19 protein-coding genes are annotated in these 17,091 nt (G+C 49.9%); 10 read left to right on the top strand and 9 right to left on the bottom strand.

Features of this window, described 5'->3' with window-relative positions; all coding sequences use genetic code 11:
• Positions 1–3: 3 nt before the first annotated feature.
• Positions 4–450 (bottom strand): GatB/YqeY domain-containing protein, encoded by a 447-nt coding sequence (locus ACLBLI_RS03480; protein WP_414829774.1) that lies wholly within the window; start codon positions 448–450, stop codon positions 4–6.
• A gap of 191 nt (positions 451–641) precedes the next feature.
• Complete coding sequence (gene rpsU, locus ACLBLI_RS03485) at positions 642–857, bottom strand: 30S ribosomal protein S21 (protein ID WP_012517258.1); 216 nt, start codon at positions 855–857, stop codon at positions 642–644.
• Positions 858–1,092: 235 nt separating this feature from the next.
• Between rpsU and tsaD the strand changes: the two genes are divergently transcribed.
• The 3 genes from tsaD (at position 1,093) to ACLBLI_RS03500 (ending at position 4,644) form a co-directional block, all read left to right on the top strand.
• Positions 1,093–2,115, top strand: coding sequence for a tRNA (adenosine(37)-N6)-threonylcarbamoyltransferase complex transferase subunit TsaD (gene tsaD, locus ACLBLI_RS03490; RefSeq protein ID WP_414829775.1), 1,023 nt, complete (start codon positions 1,093–1,095; stop codon positions 2,113–2,115).
• A gap of 344 nt (positions 2,116–2,459) precedes the next feature.
• A complete protein-coding gene (locus tag ACLBLI_RS03495; RefSeq protein ID WP_414829776.1) occupies positions 2,460–3,389 on the top strand; it encodes a signal protein PDZ in 930 nt (309 codons plus the stop codon).
• A 13-nt stretch (positions 3,390–3,402) separates the two neighbouring features.
• Positions 3,403–4,644, top strand: a complete 1,242-nt coding sequence (locus ACLBLI_RS03500; protein WP_414829777.1) for an alkaline phosphatase family protein — start codon at positions 3,403–3,405, stop codon at positions 4,642–4,644.
• Between the two features lie 73 nt (positions 4,645–4,717).
• On the opposite strand, the gene ACLBLI_RS03505 is transcribed toward ACLBLI_RS03500, so the two are convergent.
• Both ACLBLI_RS03505 and plsY read right to left on the bottom strand, forming a co-directional pair.
• Positions 4,718–4,900 (bottom strand): hypothetical protein, encoded by a 183-nt coding sequence (locus ACLBLI_RS03505; RefSeq protein WP_414829778.1) that lies wholly within the window; start codon positions 4,898–4,900, stop codon positions 4,718–4,720.
• A gap of 292 nt (positions 4,901–5,192) precedes the next feature.
• Positions 5,193–5,795 (bottom strand): glycerol-3-phosphate 1-O-acyltransferase PlsY, encoded by a 603-nt coding sequence (gene plsY, locus ACLBLI_RS03510; protein ID WP_414829779.1) that lies wholly within the window; start codon positions 5,793–5,795, stop codon positions 5,193–5,195.
• Between the two features lie 201 nt (positions 5,796–5,996).
• On the opposite strand from plsY, the gene folB reads away from it, so the two are divergent.
• From folB to ACLBLI_RS03530, 4 genes are all read left to right on the top strand, one after another.
• The gene (gene folB / locus ACLBLI_RS03515; RefSeq protein WP_414829780.1) at positions 5,997–6,350 is read left to right on the top strand and encodes a dihydroneopterin aldolase; all 354 of its coding nucleotides are present in this window, start codon (positions 5,997–5,999) and stop codon (positions 6,348–6,350) included.
• A complete protein-coding gene (gene folK / locus ACLBLI_RS03520) occupies positions 6,350–6,847 on the top strand; it encodes a 2-amino-4-hydroxy-6-hydroxymethyldihydropteridine diphosphokinase (RefSeq protein ID WP_414830895.1) in 498 nt (165 codons plus the stop codon). Before folB ends, folK begins: the two co-directional genes overlap by 1 nt.
• A gap of 6 nt (positions 6,848–6,853) precedes the next feature.
• Positions 6,854–7,654, top strand: coding sequence for an undecaprenyl-diphosphate phosphatase (locus tag ACLBLI_RS03525; RefSeq protein WP_414829781.1), 801 nt, complete (start codon positions 6,854–6,856; stop codon positions 7,652–7,654).
• A 78-nt stretch (positions 7,655–7,732) separates the two neighbouring features.
• Entirely contained in the window at positions 7,733–8,101 is a 369-nt protein-coding gene (locus ACLBLI_RS03530) for a histidine triad nucleotide-binding protein (RefSeq protein ID WP_414829782.1), read from the top strand.
• 50 nt (positions 8,102–8,151) lie between these two features.
• Here ACLBLI_RS03530 and ACLBLI_RS03535 read toward each other — a convergent pair whose 3' ends face one another.
• From ACLBLI_RS03535 to ACLBLI_RS03545, 3 genes are all read right to left on the bottom strand, one after another.
• Positions 8,152–8,496, bottom strand: a complete 345-nt coding sequence (locus tag ACLBLI_RS03535; protein WP_414829783.1) for a Fis family transcriptional regulator — start codon at positions 8,494–8,496, stop codon at positions 8,152–8,154.
• A gap of 223 nt (positions 8,497–8,719) precedes the next feature.
• Positions 8,720–9,838, bottom strand: coding sequence for an ADP-ribosylglycohydrolase family protein (locus ACLBLI_RS03540; RefSeq protein ID WP_414829784.1), 1,119 nt, complete (start codon positions 9,836–9,838; stop codon positions 8,720–8,722).
• A gap of 452 nt (positions 9,839–10,290) precedes the next feature.
• Positions 10,291–11,973 carry a dipeptidyl-peptidase 3 family protein gene (locus ACLBLI_RS03545; RefSeq protein WP_414829785.1) on the bottom strand — a complete coding sequence of 561 codons (1,683 nt, stop codon included), beginning with the start codon at positions 11,971–11,973 and terminating at the stop codon, positions 10,291–10,293.
• Between the two features lie 517 nt (positions 11,974–12,490).
• On the opposite strand from ACLBLI_RS03545, the gene ACLBLI_RS03550 reads away from it, so the two are divergent.
• Entirely contained in the window at positions 12,491–13,327 is an 837-nt protein-coding gene (locus ACLBLI_RS03550) for an HDOD domain-containing protein (protein ID WP_414829786.1), read from the top strand.
• Positions 13,328–13,415: 88 nt separating this feature from the next.
• On the opposite strand, the gene ACLBLI_RS03555 is transcribed toward ACLBLI_RS03550, so the two are convergent.
• Positions 13,416–14,582 (bottom strand): benzoate/H(+) symporter BenE family transporter, encoded by a 1,167-nt coding sequence (locus ACLBLI_RS03555; protein ID WP_414829787.1) that lies wholly within the window; start codon positions 14,580–14,582, stop codon positions 13,416–13,418.
• 113 nt (positions 14,583–14,695) lie between these two features.
• Here ACLBLI_RS03555 and ACLBLI_RS03560 point away from each other — a divergent pair, with 113 nt between their 5' ends.
• Positions 14,696–15,253 (top strand): helix-turn-helix domain-containing protein, encoded by a 558-nt coding sequence (locus tag ACLBLI_RS03560; RefSeq protein ID WP_414829788.1) that lies wholly within the window; start codon positions 14,696–14,698, stop codon positions 15,251–15,253.
• A 256-nt stretch (positions 15,254–15,509) separates the two neighbouring features.
• Here ACLBLI_RS03560 and ACLBLI_RS03565 read toward each other — a convergent pair whose 3' ends face one another.
• Entirely contained in the window at positions 15,510–16,502 is a 993-nt protein-coding gene (locus ACLBLI_RS03565; protein ID WP_414829789.1) for a YhdH/YhfP family quinone oxidoreductase, read from the bottom strand.
• Positions 16,503–16,618: 116 nt separating this feature from the next.
• Here ACLBLI_RS03565 and ACLBLI_RS03570 point away from each other — a divergent pair, with 116 nt between their 5' ends.
• A complete protein-coding gene (locus ACLBLI_RS03570) occupies positions 16,619–16,978 on the top strand; it encodes a winged helix-turn-helix transcriptional regulator (protein WP_414829790.1) in 360 nt (119 codons plus the stop codon).
• The last annotated feature ends 113 nt before the right edge of the window (positions 16,979–17,091 follow it).

Below are 17,091 nucleotides of genomic sequence, written 5' to 3' on the forward strand. Positions count from 1 at the left end.
GCATCAGGCGTTCAGACGCGCTTTGACTTTGCCACTTAACGCGCCCATGTCGGTGCGTCCCTGTACTTCAGGCTTCAGTACGCCCATCACTTTGCCCATGTCTTGCATGCCGGTGGCACCGGTATTGGCAATGGCATTATCAATAAGCGAATTGATTTCGTCTTCGGTTAATTGCTGAGGCAGGAAAGTTTCCAATACTGCAATTTCTTCACGCTCTTTTGAGGCCAAATCGTCCCGGTTTGCTGCGTCATATTGCTCAGCCGCATCCTGACGTTGTTTTACGCCCTTAGTAATCACTGCTAACACGGCAGCGTCGTCCAGCGTGATTTGCTCGTCAATTTCACGCTGCTTAACCGCAGCCAGGGTCATACGAATTGTACCCAGACGAACTTTGTCCTTCGCGCGCATGGCATCTTTTTGCGCATCTTTTAACTCATCAATCAAAGCCATGATAATTTCCTTTGCGTAGTACCTTTTACAGTAATAATGTTTGCGGTAGCTTACCACCAATACTCGGACACCTTGAGTGCCGACAATACATTGCTACTGTAACAAGTCTGGTTAGGCCACTTTTCAGGCCCCTGAAATACAAAAGGTGCTGCCGGAGCAACACCTTTTTTGACTCAATTGCCAACCCTGTTTTAGTAGAGTTTTACGCGACGTGCGTTTTCACGAGCCAGTTTTTTCAGATGACGCTTTTTAGCAGCAGCTTTTTTGCGCTTGCGTTCCCAAGTAGGCTTCTCGAAGAACTCACGACGACGAACTTCAGACAGAACGCCTGCTTTTTCACAAGAGCGCTTAAAGCGACGCAGCGCTACATCAAACGGCTCGTTTTCTCTAACTTTAACGATAGGCATTAAATTCTCACCTCAAAACTTATCAGTATTTCCGGGTTAAAATTGTGCGCGAAAAAGGCACCCGGGTTAAAAATGGTGCGAAATTCTAATCATATCTGAGACGAATGTAAAGCCTGAATTGCTAAAAAGTAGTCAGTTCGAGGGAAAATTACCGCTTCGGCATTCCCTGACAAAGGCAATAACGGTACACTCTGCGCCTTATTCTACACATACTCTACCGACAGGCCAGATAGTAATGCGAATTTTGGGTATTGAAACTTCCTGCGATGAAACCGGTATTGCCGTTTACGACGATAAACTCGGGTTGTTATCTCACGAGCTCTATAGTCAGGTAAAGCTGCATGCAGATTACGGCGGCGTCGTGCCGGAACTGGCCTCAAGGGATCATGTTCGAAAAATTGTCCCACTTATCCAAAAAGCGCTGGCGGATGCCAATACCCGAGGTGAAGATCTGAATGGTGTGGCATTCACACAAGGTCCTGGGTTGGTTGGCGCCTTGTTGGTAGGGTCGTCGGTAGGCCGTGCGCTGGCCTATGCCTGGAATGTGCCCGCAGTTGGTGTGCATCATATGGAGGGACATCTTTTAGCCCCAATGCTTGAGGAGCCTGCCCCAGCGTTTCCGTTTGTAGCATTGTTAGTGTCTGGCGGGCATTCCATGTTGGTAAAGGTTGAGGGAATTGGTCAGTACGAGGTGCTGGGCGAATCAATTGATGATGCCGCAGGGGAAGCTTTTGATAAAACCGCAAAGCTGTTAGGTCTGGATTATCCGGGCGGGCCGTTACTGGCAAAGCTGGCGGAAAAAGGGGAACCGGGGCACTATAAATTCCCCCGTCCGATGACCGACCGGCCAGGTCTCGAGTTCAGTTTCAGTGGCCTGAAAACCTTTGCTGCCAATACCATCCGCGATGCCGATGGCAGTGAGCAAACCAAAGCAAATATCGCCTATGCCTTTCAGGAAGCGGTGGTGGATACCCTGATTATCAAATGCCGGCGCGCGCTGAAGCAGACCAATATGAAGCGCCTGGTGATTGCCGGTGGGGTCAGTGCCAACACCATGCTTCGGGAAAAAATGCAGCAATTGATGGCGGACATGAAAGGGGAGGTTTACTACCCCAGCCTGGCGTTTTGCACCGATAATGGTGCCATGATCGCATATGCTGGCATGCAACGCCTGAAAGCTGGTGAGACACTTGATTTATCCAGCCCGGCTAAACCACGCTGGCCTCTGGATAGCCTGGGCAAGGTTGACGTCAGCTAACCGAAATGGCGACCGGTTGCACTGGGTGGCGGTGAACAGTTGCACGGCAAAGGGGGCGTTTTTATCCTTTTCCAGCTCACTTATGAGATAAAGCCTGTTCACACGTGGCGCCGGAGCCTGCGCTTTCCTGTCCTGCAGTCTTGCAAACCGCCGTGGCGAAGTCACACCCGATATATCGTGTCGTGTCAGACACGATGATTTCACTCAAATGTGTCAGTCGAAAAATTTAGAAACACTTAACCGATTGTCAGACATAAACTGGACTTACTTATCAACTATCCTGCTGGTAAACTCTTCGCCGCACAAGATTGTGCAGTGGAGCTATTTACCAAAAGGAAGTTGATATGATTATTGCGCGAATTCGTACCTGCCTGGTACTGTTTTGTCTGGCAGTCTCATCCCATGCTAACGCAGGCGCTACCGACTGGATGCCGTTTACGGTTGATGATGGCCATATTCTGGTGGACATTACAATGGCCGGGCACCCGGTTAAAGCCATTCTGGACACTGGTGCTGAACATAATGGCGTAAGCCATGCTTTTATCGAACACTATAAACCGGATTTTGTCCGCGCAGGCCGCACACGTATTAAAGGGCCTTTTGGCGAAGATATCCGCGACCGTTACAACGCCGTTGATGTAAAAATTTTTGGTGTAGATCTTGAGCTGGATAAGCTCGTCGATCTGGATTTCGGCTCTCCGGACCACGCGCTGCTGCTGGGTGCTGGCTTTTTCGACGACTTTATCACCCAGGTCGATTATCCCAATCAACGCATTCGCCTGATTGATCGCGACAGCATCAATATTGCTGAATACCGCAACGTCCGTGTAGAGCAGGACGCGAAAAGTTATATGCTGCTGGTTAACGTCACGCTCAATAAACAGGAAGATGTCTGGCTTATCCTTGATACCGGTTTAAATGGCGGCATTATGGTTGAGCGTCGGATTGCCAGAAATAACAACTGGCTGGATGGTAACTTCAAAACCGTAACCACTGACTCCGTGGGTGTGGCCCGCGATCAGGACATTGAATCGTTTTTGCTGCCCTCTGTGATCCTGGGTCCCTATGAAGTGGAAAACGTCATTGTTTCTACCCCGATAGAAGGTCAGGATCTTCATATCAATACGGATGTAGGCGCTAAAGAGCAGACAGGCACCCGCATACGGGGGAATCAGGTTTCGGGCTTACTGGGTTATGATGTTCTTAAGCATTTTGTGCTTACCATTGACTACGAGCGCGGCTATCTTCATATTGGACTGCCCGAGGACATTTAGATGATGTAGGGCAATGAAGCCAGTCTGGATTATATACATAGTTTTACTTTGCGGCGCATGTAGCGCCGCGTTTGCAGCACCCTCCCCAAAAACGCCGGCCGACAGCAAACAGCACGTGGTGTTGTTGTCGCTGGATGGCTTTCGTCACGATTATATTGAAAAGCATCAGGCCAACAACCTCGCTGACATTGCTCGTCAGGGCGTCAGAGCGCAAACGATGATCCCGGTTTATCCTGCTAACACGTTTCCCAACCACATTTCTTTGGTGACCGGTCTGCACCCTTCACAACATGGCATTGTAAATAACTATTTTTACGACAAGCAGCGCCCGAAAGATGATGGCTATGCAATGTATGGAATGGGAAAGGGCTTGAAGGACAGTACCTGGATCCAGGCGCTACCGTTATGGAATCTGGTTGAGTTTCACGGTGATAAAGCCGCTACTTTTTTCTGGCCTGAATCCGATGCCAGGATTAACGGTGCACTGCCAACCTATCACTATCACTATTCGAAATATTCAGACTATCAGCAGCGTATCGACCAAATTATCGCATGGTTATCGCTGCCAGAATCCAGCCGGCCGCGCTTTGTCGCCGGATACTTCTCGCTTACCGATTCCGTGGGTCACGATTTTGGTCCTGACGCAAAAGAAACCTTCAATGCCGTGCAGCGTGTAGACGCCTTAGTTGGTCAGCTTTACCGGCGTTTGCAGGCACTGCCCATAGCAGTAAATCTGGTGGTGGTATCCGATCACGGCATGACGAACGTGGATATGAATAAGGTAGTTACGGTTGAATCGTTGGAAATTCCGGAAGACTTTGTGTACGAAAATGAAGGTGCTCAGGTCATGATTTACGCCCGACCCGGCGTTGGCGCTACGCGGATAGCGCAAGAAACTGCGCGGCTGGCCAACCACGCGCAAGGGCGTTTTATCGTGCTTGATAAACAGCAGCGCGAGCAACGCCATTATTCACAAGGGCCAAGAACCGGCGATATCGTACTTGAGATATCAGCGCCAGCCAGATTTGTCAGTGAAGACAGTGAGCATGTCAGCGCTGGCGGTCATGGCTATCTGCCAGAACACCCCGATATGGGCGCGACCTTTGTGGCTGCCGGGCCAGCCTTCAAAAAGGGGGAAACGTTACCCTCAATGTCATCGTTAGAGGTATATCCGGGGATTGCGCAGATAATGGAATTGCCCCTGCTATCAGATGTCGCCAGCGACGGGACAATCTTTGCACAAGGTTTAAAGTAGCAACGTACCCGTGCTCTGATGCGGGCGAATGGACATTCTTTTCACCAGAACCGAATGGCGGGAAGCTGGCGGGTTACACTGATTGTGAGCGTAACCAGTCAGCAAACTCCTGCGCGATGTGGGGCGAGCTGAAGGTGCATGATGAAGGACCCGATGCATCGCTGTAAGTTACATGTTTGTCGCTGACATTGATGTGGCTTACCGGCATTTGTACTGTTATCAACTGGCCATCTATTTCGACTTCTTCAGAACCCATTACTTCTCCTCGTTACGCTGTAAACCCGTCGCGCCCGCGCATCCGTATCTTTGCTTCGGAACTTACCGTCAATGCCCGACGACCTTATCGCCATTTTAAACCGGCCACTATTGGCGGGAGCGAAAAAAGTGTAGTGCAGTATCGCTCTTCTTGTTACAGCGGTGTGCCAGCTTTGGTTTATACAAAAGTGATCATGTAAAAACCGTGATTAACGACATTGCGTCTGGTAGCTGGGTTTTAGGAACAATAACATGGAGAAAATTACGACGCGGTAAGAGCGGTTAGTGCAAACTTACTCTTTAATTCTGCCTTTATGCCAGACTTTACTTTCGTTGCGTGATAACAGTCTGATGATATTGTCTTTATGCCTGGCGATAATCAGAATAGACAGCATCGCCACTGGCAGGGTATATAACGGCTTAATAAAAAAGGTGAAAAGCGGCGCAAGGGCTACTGCGACAATAGCACCTAATGAAGAAAATCCGGTAAGAAAAACCACAGCAATCCAGGTGAAAATAAGCAGTCCGGCCAAATCGAGTCCAATAGGTAGCATTGCGCCAAAAGCGGTTGCGACGCCTTTTCCGCCCTTAAAACCGAAGTAAAGCGGGAAAATATGTCCCAGACAGGCGGCTATTGCGATAATCCCAAGGTACAACGGTTCGATACCGAGAAAGTAGCTGCCATAGACCGGGATAGTACCTTTTAAAATGTCCATTACCAGTACGAGGACGGCAGGGACTTTACCACCAAGGCGAAATACATTAGTCGCACCGGGATTGCCGGAACCCGCAAGGCGGGGATCGGGTAGCCGATAAAGCTGACAGATCACCACTGCACTGGAAAGCGAGCCAAACAGATAGGCGGTGGCAGTCATCAGAATTATCAATGCGATCATGTATTACTGTCAGCGTTCACGTTACACTGACGTCACACTACTAGAATCCTCAGGATTGCGCCAGAATTGTGCATCAATTAATGTGCTGGTAAGACAACCAGGCACTGCCATTGCATAGCAGAGAAAATTCAGACAAATTTGGTCAGACAGGGCCAGGCACGCAATATCCTGCAGGACAACCCTGAAAAGATGGTACGGGGAATGGAAAAAATTACGATTACCGGGCTCAGCGTCGATACACTGATTGGCGTTTATGACTGGGAAAGAACCCAAAATACAACATTAAAACTGGACATTACTCTGCACGCGGACCTGGGGCGGGCCATGGAGTCAGATGATGTGCAGGACACAATTGACTATGCCGCTGTTGCAGAACACATACAGAAACTGGCTGGCGAAAGTCAGTTCGAATTGTTGGAGGCATTTGGCAACGCCATCATGAAAAGTGTGCTGGCAACATTTAGTGCGTCGAGCATCGAACTGACGGTATCCAAGCCCAGTATTCTAAAAGATGCTGATAATGTAGCTGTCAGTATGGAGTTATCCCGCCGTTGATACATCCCCACGTTATCCTTATCAGCGTAGGCACTAACATCGACCGTGCTTACCACACCAGGCAGTCGCGCATCGCACTGGAAGCTCACTTCAGCGACGTTTGCGTCTCGCGCGTTTACGAAAGCGAAGCGGTCGGGTTCGACGGAAAGCCTTTCTATAATCTGGTAGTTCGTGCTGTCACGACGTTACCAGTAGACGAGGTTTGTCATCGTTTAAAGCAAATTGAGAAGGAAAATGGCCGCGTTCATACCGACAAAAAGTTCTGTTCCAGAACGCTGGATCTTGATTTACTGACTTACGATGACATGGTAACCACGACGCCGGTGGAGTTGCCTCGTGGCGAGATCTTATATAATGCTTTTGTGTTACAGCCTTTGGCGGAACTGGTGCCGGACACACTGCATCCTGTAGAAAAGAAAAGCTATGCAACCTTATGGCGCGAATTCGACGCGTCATCTCAATCACTCTGGCCAATTGCCTTTGAATGGAGCTCGTAAACCGGCATGACACTTTTTGAAATTATCATCCTTGCAATCATCCAGGGGATCACTGAATTTTTGCCGATAAGTAGTTCCGGCCATCTGCTGTTACCCGCAGAACTGTTTGGTTGGCGAAGTCAGGGGCTGGCGTTTGATGTCGCAGTGCATGTGGGGAGTTTGCTGGCGGTAATGATTTATTTTCGGCAGGAAATTGGGAAGATGACGGTAGCCTGGGTTACGCAGGGATTCAGCCGCCATCAGTCTGTCGACAGTAAACTGGCCTGGTGGGTTATCATCGCAACCATTCCGGCAGTGGTCATTGGCTTTCTGATGAAAGACTGGATTGAAATGAATGCCAGAACGGCGCTGGTGATCGCAGCCACAACCATTATTTTCGGTTTGCTGTTATGGTATGCCGATGCCACAGCCAAACGCCAGCAGCAGCTAGACACGTTAACCTGGAAACAGGCACTGATTATCGGCCTTGCGCAAGTGCTGTCACTGATTCCTGGAACGTCGCGCTCCGGTATCACGATGACAGCAGGTCTGATGCTAGGGCTGGACAGAGAGAGTACCGCGCGCTTTTCGTTCTTATTGTCCATCCCGGTTATTTTGGGGGCCGGCACGCTGGCTACGCTGGATCTGATTTCTGCTGGTGACGGAGTGGACTGGACGGCATTGTTTTACGGTGCGGCCTTCTCCTTTGTTAGCGCCTATTTGTGTATCTATCTGTTTTTGAGCTGGATTTCGCGTATCGGCATGTTACCGTTTGTCATTTATCGCCTATTATTGGGAGCGATACTATTGTGGTTTGTCTTCGCATAACCGACTATGGCATGACAATCGCTTGCGAGTGTAGCGCGCGGGTTTGGGTGTTTCATCAAGAAATAGGAAAAAGGGACTATGTCTGACACGATATTTAGCAAAATCATTAACCGCGAAATTCCTGCCGATATTATTTACGAAGATGACATATCGCTGGCTTTTAAAGATATTAATCCGCAGGCACCTATTCACTTCCTGGTCATTCCGAAAAAGCCGATTGAGACGATTAATGCCATTACCGAAGAAGACAGAGTGGTGGTGGGACATCTCTCTTACGTAGCCGCAAAACTGGCAGATGAAATGGGGGTTGCCGAAGAGGGCTACCGCACCGTGATGAACTGCAATGAATTTGGTGGCCAGACCGTGTACCACATACATTTGCACGTATTGGCTGGCAAACTTATGGGGTGGCCACCCTACACAGATAAGCCTAAAGCGCTGGAATAAAAAATATCGGGTGTGGCGCGGCTCTGGTCAGTATGCATACCCACATATGCTCAATGACCCGACAGGCGTCGCGCCCAGTTGCCATTGTGGTCGGCCTTACAGGCCGCTTCACTGTCGAAGTGCAGATGACGATCGATGCAAGGCACAATAATGCCTGCCTCGCTCAGGTGTGATGTAACGAGACGACCAATATCCGGTAAAGCCTTCACTTTACACTGTTGCATCTGGCTGTCATTTTCAAATATCAGCACAATTGTAAGGCTTTGTGGAAAGCGCTTGTAATCAACTTTATGAGTGAGCCAGACGAAGCCCGGCTGAGAGTCCAGTAACGTCTCGCACACCGCTGTCAGCGCTTTTCTAATCGCGTTATCCCGCTTTTTATCCTGTTTTTTCAATCCCGTTGTCCACGTTTCAACTTTTTCGCCTCTCGCGGGCAAGTGCAACGGAATAATAACAGATTTCAGCGGTTAAGAGTGTGGGTATGACGAGAACGCATCGACTGGCGTGATAGCAGGCAGCAGGCTGTGGTGCCATTGACAGCCTGCATGATGCGTGACACGCACTGCGTTGTTACGAGCTTATGTTCGTTAAACCAAAGCTCTGTTTTTGGCGACAGAGTTATTCAGCCGCCTCTGCTTCTGTGTTGCGGTTGGTGTCTGCCTCTGCCTCCACCTGTTCTACCAGGGTTTTGACCCGGCGTAGCAGCGCCGTACTGTCTTTCAGTCCCGACAGAAATCGTCTTGGGATCCCAGACAGTCCGACCTGGGCACCAACCAACGCGCCGGTTAACATGGCTCTGGCCTGGTTTTGTCCCCCTCCATTGACGGCATGCAAAACAGCAGATTCAAAGTCGTCGCTGAACCGTGATGACAGGTAATAGGCTGCCGGCACAACATGATAGATAGCGCATGGCATGCCATATATCAGCGACACCTTACTGGCTGGCTCAATAGAGATCGCGCTATCTTTGGCGGCTTGAGCAATAAAACCAGGTGTTAATAAGGGATCCGGCGAGGCAAAATTGCCCGTCCTGCCCATAACGAGGTCATCGTTTTCGCCTGGAGGAGGCTTTTTACCACTTCCGGCGTGAAACGGCAGGTGTCCCTGCTGCACTTTCTTCATCAGTGTATCTGAAATTCTGGCATCCAGTGCATCACCTTCCAGCAGCTGCCCAAGCACTGCATTAAAAGCGACAGTTAACGAGACTACCATGTCGTCCGTTTGAGTCAGCATAGTGTTAGATGCCACATACTGACTGAGTCGTTGTGGGTTTTTGGCATAACGCACAGCAATAGCCAGAGTGCGTTCTATTGCCTCTGTTGTATCAGCATGCCCACCAATTTCTCCCCAGGGGCGGCCATTTTCGACACGCTTTTGCCACACATCCCGAATGGACTGACTGGTATAGCCGCCGGGGCCAGAGTAAGGAGTACCATCCGTTCGGGCAAGTAACTCGGTGTCCATATGATGACAGAAATCCTGCTCATCATACGCGCCACGGTCTATGAGGGAGGAAAGTGTGAGGTTTAAGATATACCCGGCCTGACTGAGGTCGCCTGCCTCAAGTCCTTCGTGATATCGGCCTGGCTTTGGTGTTGTATAGTCGTCTATCCAGTCACCAAAGTCCCGGCGCATTTCATCGAGATCGTAATACCAGTGCGGTCCCAGTCCCAGAGCGTCACCAATAAAAGCACCCATTAATGCGCCGGTGGCACGGTCCTGAAAATCGGTTTTCATCTGGTACTCCTTCTATCATAAGCGAGAACGGGAAACAGGTACTTCACAGTGGCACAAAGACACGCGCCGTTTGTACAGCATGTCTGATAAATAGAAACAAACAACCAGATTGGCCTTAACTGTTGTATTAACCAGGGCTGCATGTATCAACCCGTGAGTAAAGCCGGTCTGTATCGCTGGTCATGCCTACCAGTGGTATTGTGTGCGTGTTGATGGTCATCCTGTCTTTACCTTCAATACTTACGTTCTCTGAGTGAACAGGATCGTTTTATGAAATTACCGAGCCCCCCCTGAGAAAGGAATTACGAAGACGTGATTTGTAAGAATATCAAAAAGCTATGTAGCGAGATGCTGTCAGAATGTGAAGTGAGCGGCGCGAGTAACAAGCCCGGCGAGTGCCGGGCTTAGTGTAGGCTGTCATGACCTATGGTCGATTGACAATGACGTGATAACTACAGGCCTAACACGGTTTTACCCTGCTCAAAATGAATATCGACCGGTATATTTGCGGCTTCCAGTTTTGCAAGATCTGAGGCAAGCAGCGGCTTAATAACCCCCATGCTCTCTACCAGTTCGGCTACACCGTTGTAGTCGCCATCGCCCTGAAGTGTCAAAATCAGTTCAGAAAGCGCCTCTACTGCTGCTCCCATCTTCTCCATATTGACGCGGTAATAGCCGTCATCCGTTTTTTCAAATGCGCCCTCCTGCGCAAAGAAATTAAAGCGGATCATATTCGCTTTGCCGTGTGCGCTGGATGCACCAAATCGCACGGAGCGGAAGATGCCGGCCATGAAAGTCACATAGTAATCTTCAAGCACGCCTTGCTCAATTTCACCCTTCTGTAGCAGGCTTTGGATCATATACAGACCCAGAATATCCGCTTTGCCTTCTTCCAGCGCTGACGCATGCTCTTTTAGCGCAGCGCGCACCGTTCCCTCACCATCCAGCGTGTTTTTGATGCCGAGGCCATGGGCGACTTCATGAAACATGGTGTTCGCGAAAAACGCATCGAAAGTGATGTGCTCGCGTTGTTCCGGCGTAATCAGTTTTTCAGCAATCGGTACCAGAATATTGTCAAACTTGGCGCGCATTGCGTTTTTTAGTTGCAGGCGGCGTGTCCCTTTTTCCAACTGCACACGTTCGTCATTCGGCAGGTTAATCGCAATGGTTTTGCTACCTGCATTGGAATGACCGGCATAGTACACGACGTCATAAGCGTTCAAGTCTGCATCTGAACCCGGCATTTCCGACTTGTAAGCGTCGGTGACTGGCAGCCCTCGCTGCAGCTCTGGCAGGAATGCCGCGTATTTTGCCAGCTTCTCGCTCCATTCGAGGTCTTTAATCAGGACATAAGATTCAAAAGCTGCGCGGTAACCAAACAGCTGATCTTCATAGGTTTCAATCGGCCCGATTACCAGCTCTACAGGGTTAGACTTCATGTCCATCCATGCCATATCGGAGGCCAGGTAATCGTTTGACAGCAGCGCGTCAGCTCGCAATGAAAGATAATTCGCAAACTCTTCGTTTGCCGCAAGCCCGGCTGCTTTTCTCAGCAATTCCGCAGCGCGGGTTAATTCACTTTTATAGGCTTCAGAGTAAGGGATAGTGACAAGTTTGCCAGAGGCATCTTCGCGAACCAGAGAGTACAGGCCATCTTTGTCATCCACGCTGGAGGTCATCAGCGTTTCTTTTTCCATATCGTGAGGGTAGAACTCAGCGCCCGGCGGTTTTTCCGGATAGCCAGCAAGGAAGGCGGCATCACCATTCAAACGATCCCATGGACCATAGTTAATGCTGGCAAAGTGACGGATATCTTCATCTTCAATGCGGGACAAAAACGTTCGTTTATCTTCAAAAAACGCCTGTTTCCAGAATAGGTCATCCATAATTTGCGATGCATCGATAAGCACCCCAATCATGGCTTTTTGATCGGCATTTAAGTGTGACAGATCCGCAGTCAGTGAGACCGGATGATAAATGGAGAGCCGGCTTTCATCGACTAATAATTCCTGCTTAGCACCAACGCTTTGTTCAGGTTCCGGAGTCTTCGGCGTTGTACTTTCAGGGGCTTTATTACACCCTGAAAGCACTAGCATTGAGGCGGTCAGCGCCACGCTGATTGTGGTGAGTTTCATGTCGTTTTCCCTTTCATTATTTTAATAGCGCTGTCTGCATACTGCATATAGCTGCTTGCAGACAGCGCGAATCTGCTTCTAGCATAGCGGAGCTGAAAAAAGATCGCTATCTTGTGGGTACTGCGACGAAGTAAGAAACGGTATGTCCGGGATCAATAAACCCTTACACTTACCGTGCACTCTTTGCGATTCGTGATATATTTTTAAACTTCTCCGTTGATAACGACAATGAATCTGCAGTGGTAAGGTGAAACGTGACAGACCTTACCGGTGTTTTTCTGACGCGTTTAGTTCACCAACAGGGTAAGTAATTAACATTTAGACTAATTACTGACTAAAAAACGTATCGCAGTTTGCTAAACTTGTAGTAAGTAAGGTTCGACAATCGCTCATTGCAGGCTAACAGGAAGGTCTGGAACTTGAAGGGCGAGAGTCATTGAATCGGCAGGACTTTGCTGAAATAGTGAGCCGACCACGATGGGTATCGGTGAGACTAAACGTCAAATAAGGTAGGGATATGTCTACACAAAATGCGCTATTGACCATACTGGTTGAAAAAATCAACAACGACACACTGGTACTGCCTACGCTACCGGCAATTGCTTTGAAAGTTCGCAAGGCCGCCGATGATCCTGATATTAACCTTCATTCGATGGGAGATGTGGTTGGTCAGGATCCGTCTTTAACAGCGCGTATGATAAAAATTGCCAACAGCGCCTACATGGGGCGTACGGTAAAGGTGAATTCGATCAATCAGGCGGTTACCCGTATCGGTCTGCGACAAATCAAGAACATCGCAACGGCGCTGGCCATGGAGCAACTGTTTGTATCTAAAAATGAGGTGGTTGGCCAATACATGAAGCGCGAGTGGACAAATACGGTAAACGTAGTTTCAAGCTCCATGGCAGCACTTCAGATGTATGTGGCCCGCACGAAGAAACGTGATTTGAGTCTGGACACAATTACGCTGACCGCGCTGGTGCACAATATAGGCGTGTTGCCAATTCTCACCGAGGCAGAACGACATGAAGAAGTGTTCGCCAACCCGACATTCCTCGATGTCGCTATTGAAAAGCTATCCGGCCAGATTGGCGGCAGTATCATGCGTGAATGGGGCTTCGGTAATGAGTTTGTAAACGTTGCAGAAAACTGGCGAGACCTTGGCGTTATACCGGACAAACTGTCTTATATTGACTTTGTTCGAATTGGCGCAGCGCTGTCAGGTAAAATGGATAGTCAAAAAGATGCAGTGTTTAATCTCGCTGTACAGCGGGGCGCCATCGAAAGCGTGAGAGATCTGACTTCGGATGAATTTAAAGAAATGCGGGATGCTGCCAAGCAGATTTTTGCATAGTCTTTTTCCCTATTAATAAAAAACCGGCAAATGCCGGTTTTTTTTATCTCTTATCATTATCTGTGGTTAGCTGGCGGCTTGTGGGAGCTTACCCATTTTGCCGGCGGCGAAACGGCGACGCCCCCATCATCATAACAAGCAGCCCAAGCGCCAGTCCCCACACCGGGGCCGTTAGCTGAGCAAGGGTAATACCTGAAGCAGAGCATACCAGAGTTAATGTTGCTGCCTGACGATATTCGGGAGCCTCTATAGCCCGAACAACCGAAGCCTGAAAGGTTGCCAGCAAGGCCAGACCTGCCAGTAAGTGCACGACGACCGTTGGCATAGAAAGAAATACGACGACGACCAATGACGCCATTGCTCCCATTATCAGATAGCCAACGCCCGCGACAATTGCGGCGCGGTATCGCTGCCCGGGTTTGGAATCGACATCTTCTCCCATACATAAGGCGGCAGTGATTGCTGCCAGATTAAAGGTGAAGCCTCCGAAGGGAGCAAGAATAAGCTGTATAACGCCCAGTCCTGACAGCACGCTTTTGTGATCAGGGGAATAGCCGTGTGCCCGGTGAATGGCAATGCCGGGCAAATTCTGGGTGAGTAGAGTGATAATAAATAGCGGTAACGCGAGGCCAATAGTCGCAGACAGTGAGAAAGCAGGGGTGACCCAGACCGGCGTTGGTGCTGTCCAGTTAATATCGTCCGGCACCCCCATAACGATGCTGGTAACACATGCTAATAACAGCAGCGTCAGCATCATATAACGGGGAAAAAAGACACTGCCAAGCAGATAAACAGCCAGGAACAGGACAGTGTGAACGGGGTACACTGCCGCGTCACTGAATACGCCCAGACAAATGGGTAGTAAGATCCCGGCTAACATAGCTGAAGCTATTGCCGATGGGATCCTGCCAATGGCCTTGCTCAGGACTTTGCTTTGTGAAACCACAATTGAGAACACCGCGCTGACAATAAAACTGCCGATCACTTCCGGTAGGGTATATTCTCCGGCAGCGCCGATTAGAAATGCCGCGCCCGGTGTCGACCAGGCGGTTACCACCGGCATTTTGTACCACCAGGAGAACAGAATGCAGGAGACTCCCATGCCTAACCCCAGCGCCAGCAACCAGCTGATGACCATCGGTGGCGTGGCGCCTGCTTGTCGGGCTGCATCAATGACCAGAACGACGGCACTGCTGTAGCCCACGACAACAGCGGCAAGACCAGCACTAATATGCGATAAGCGGTAAGCAGACATGACGATAGCTCCTGACAATGGCGACAGATAGGGGTACACTGAGTTGTGTGCGTTTTAGCGCACAATGTAGTGGTAAGATAACATCGTGCGTTATAGCGCACAATAGGGGCATCGTGGATCACTCACACATTAATCAGAACATTGCCAGGCAACTGAAGGCGCGACGAAAAGACAAAGGATGGTCATTGGATAAAACCGCACAGACAACCGGGGTGTCGAAAGCGATGCTCGGCCAGATTGAACGCGGTGAGTCGAGTCCGACAATAGCGACACTTTGGAAAATTGCGACGGGGTTGTCGTGTTCGTTTTCCACCTTTATTACGCATGAGAACAGAGCTATCGTTGAAACGAGCAAGCGAGACGGTGACGCATTCGCCAATGATCCGAACATGCAGGTCAAAACGCTTTTTGCTTATGATCCCTCCACGGGCTTTGAGGTGTTTGAAATCACCCTAACAAACAATCACACCCAGCTGTCAGATGCCCATCAGCAAGGTGTAAAAGAGCATATCCATGTTCTTGAAGGAGAGCTGCAACTCGCAGAGGGAGATGACTGGTTCACGCTCGCAACCGGTGAGCAATCAATACTAAAGGCAGACCGGCCTCATGGCTATCGCGCAGTCGGTTCGCTGACCCGGTTTCTGGATATAATTTACTATCCACAGTCCTGAGTGAGTGTAGTTGGCCTGTCAGTAATAGAGTATGGAGTAAATGAGCACCCCGGCGGCGGTACTGCAACAAAAGCAAAATAAAGCGTATTAACGCATCCTGTTGTCAGGATGCCGGTTGTTACAGGCAACTTATTTTAACAATAACGTACCACTCGCGGTCAAATCACTCTGGTTGCTATTGTTGTCCATGAAGTTTACTTCCCGACTTTTGTAGCAGTACCCAAATGCAGTTCGCTTTACTCTTATTGGCTGTATATCAACCCAGCTTTACTAGGGTACGTCCTGACACCTTGCCTTCCAAAATAGCATCTATCTTGTTGCTTAGGTCGTCCAGTCCACATTCCGTAGTCAGCGCGTTAAGATTATCGAGTTTCCACTCGCCAGCCAACCTATCCCACAAGCGCACGCGAGGCGGCATTGGGCATTCAACTGAGTCTATGCCCAGCAGTGACATTCCTCTGAGTATGAACGGGAACACGCTGACATTAAGCTGAGGTGAGGCCGTCAGGCCGCAGCACGTTACCGCACCGCCGTAACGCGTGGTTTTGAGAGCCTGAGCGAGGTAGTCACCGCCGACACTATCAACCGCTCCGGCAAAGCGCTCTTTTAACATCGGGCGTTCTTTTTTCTCCAGAAACGCATCCCGGGTGATGATGTCGCTGGCCCCTAAAGATTGCAGAAAGTCTCTCTGTTCTGACTTGCCAGTACAGGCGGTGACAGTAAAGCCCGCTTTTGCAAGCAGCGCAACGGCCACACTGCCCACACCTCCGGTAGCCCCGGTTACCAGGATCTCACCCTGCTCCGGCTTAACCCCGCGCTCGACCAACGCCTGTACCGATAATCCGGCGGTAAAGCCTGCAGTACCTAACATCATGGCTTCTTTCAGCGACAAGCCCGCTGGTTTTGCCAGCGCCCATTCGCTGGGTATACGGATATATTCACCAAAGCCGCCGGCGGTGTTCATGCCTAAATCAAAACCGGTAACAATCACTTCATCGCCGGGAGAAAAACGATCGTCTGAACAGGACTCGACAACGCCGGCTGCGTCAATCCCTGGCGTATGGGGGAAGTTTCGTGAGACGCCCGGGTTTCCGGTTGCTGACAGCGCATCTTTATAGTTAAGCGAGGAATAATGTACTTTTATCAGCAGCGAACCAGCGGGAAGATCGTCAACCTGGCGCGATGTGATGGTCCGAATAAAGGTGTTGTTGTCTGCTTTTTCTATCAGCATGGCACGAAATGTAGTCATGGCATTTCTCCAGTGTTTTAACGTAGGGTTGCATGCTATTTTGACAATATAGTGTAATTGCGCAAGTATGCACTTTTTAGTGGGGTAGTACCCAAAAAGAAACTATTGGAGGGCGCATGACCTCTGTACCAACAGAAAATGAAAAACGGCAACCTGTTTGTGGCGTGGCGGTCTCGCTGGAGTTGATTGGTGGCAAATGGAAAGGCGTTATCCTGTGGCACTTGTGTCATAAGACACTGCGTTTTAGTCAGTTGCGTCGGCGGCTACCCGGAGTGACGCAAAAGATGCTGACGCAGCAGCTACGCGAACTTGAGCGGGATAATCTGGTTAATCGGGTCGTCTATGCAGAAGTGCCTCCGCGGGTGGAATACTCGCTTACTACATTGGGGCGCAGTCTTGAGCCTACGCTAAGACAATTGTGTAGCTGGGGGCAGGCATACCATGAGGATTACCGGGAAACATCGGACCAGGGTTGAGTCTGGCGTACGGGGGCAGATGAGTTGCGGATGAAGAGGTGGCCTTAGGTGTGCCATTACCGCCAATGATGGAAGACGCAGCGCCCGGAAAGCAGGGCGCTGCAGTAACATAG

It is taken from the genome of Alteromonas sp. H39, assembly GCF_047556435.1.
Lineage (GTDB): Bacteria > Pseudomonadota > Gammaproteobacteria > Enterobacterales > Alteromonadaceae > Alteromonas.

Excerpts from the sequence above, each read along its gene's own strand:
- tsaD (WP_414829775.1), top strand. The coding sequence starts at position 1,093 with ATGCGAATTTTGGGTATTGAAACTTCCTGCGATGAAACCGGTATTGCC.
- ACLBLI_RS03555 (WP_414829787.1), bottom strand. The coding sequence starts at position 14,582 with ATGTCTGCTTACCGCTTATCGCATATTAGTGCTGGTCTTGCCGCTGTT.
- plsY (WP_414829779.1), bottom strand. The coding sequence starts at position 5,795 with ATGATCGCATTGATAATTCTGATGACTGCCACCGCCTATCTGTTTGGC.
- ACLBLI_RS03495 (WP_414829776.1), top strand. The coding sequence starts at position 2,460 with ATGATTATTGCGCGAATTCGTACCTGCCTGGTACTGTTTTGTCTGGCA.
- ACLBLI_RS03565 (WP_414829789.1), bottom strand. The coding sequence starts at position 16,502 with ATGACTACATTTCGTGCCATGCTGATAGAAAAAGCAGACAACAACACC.
- ACLBLI_RS03505 (WP_414829778.1), bottom strand. The coding sequence starts at position 4,900 with ATGGGTTCTGAAGAAGTCGAAATAGATGGCCAGTTGATAACAGTACAA.
- ACLBLI_RS03570 (WP_414829790.1), top strand. The coding sequence starts at position 16,619 with ATGACCTCTGTACCAACAGAAAATGAAAAACGGCAACCTGTTTGTGGC.
- ACLBLI_RS03480 (WP_414829774.1), bottom strand. The coding sequence starts at position 450 with ATGGCTTTGATTGATGAGTTAAAAGATGCGCAAAAAGATGCCATGCGC.
- ACLBLI_RS03525 (WP_414829781.1), top strand. The coding sequence starts at position 6,854 with ATGACACTTTTTGAAATTATCATCCTTGCAATCATCCAGGGGATCACT.
- ACLBLI_RS03550 (WP_414829786.1), top strand. The coding sequence starts at position 12,491 with ATGTCTACACAAAATGCGCTATTGACCATACTGGTTGAAAAAATCAAC.
- rpsU (WP_012517258.1), bottom strand. The coding sequence starts at position 857 with ATGCCTATCGTTAAAGTTAGAGAAAACGAGCCGTTTGATGTAGCGCTG.
- ACLBLI_RS03545 (WP_414829785.1), bottom strand. The coding sequence starts at position 11,973 with ATGAAACTCACCACAATCAGCGTGGCGCTGACCGCCTCAATGCTAGTG.
- folB (WP_414829780.1), top strand. The coding sequence starts at position 5,997 with ATGGAAAAAATTACGATTACCGGGCTCAGCGTCGATACACTGATTGGC.
- ACLBLI_RS03540 (WP_414829784.1), bottom strand. The coding sequence starts at position 9,838 with ATGAAAACCGATTTTCAGGACCGTGCCACCGGCGCATTAATGGGTGCT.
- ACLBLI_RS03530 (WP_414829782.1), top strand. The coding sequence starts at position 7,733 with ATGTCTGACACGATATTTAGCAAAATCATTAACCGCGAAATTCCTGCC.
- ACLBLI_RS03500 (WP_414829777.1), top strand. The coding sequence starts at position 3,403 with ATGAAGCCAGTCTGGATTATATACATAGTTTTACTTTGCGGCGCATGT.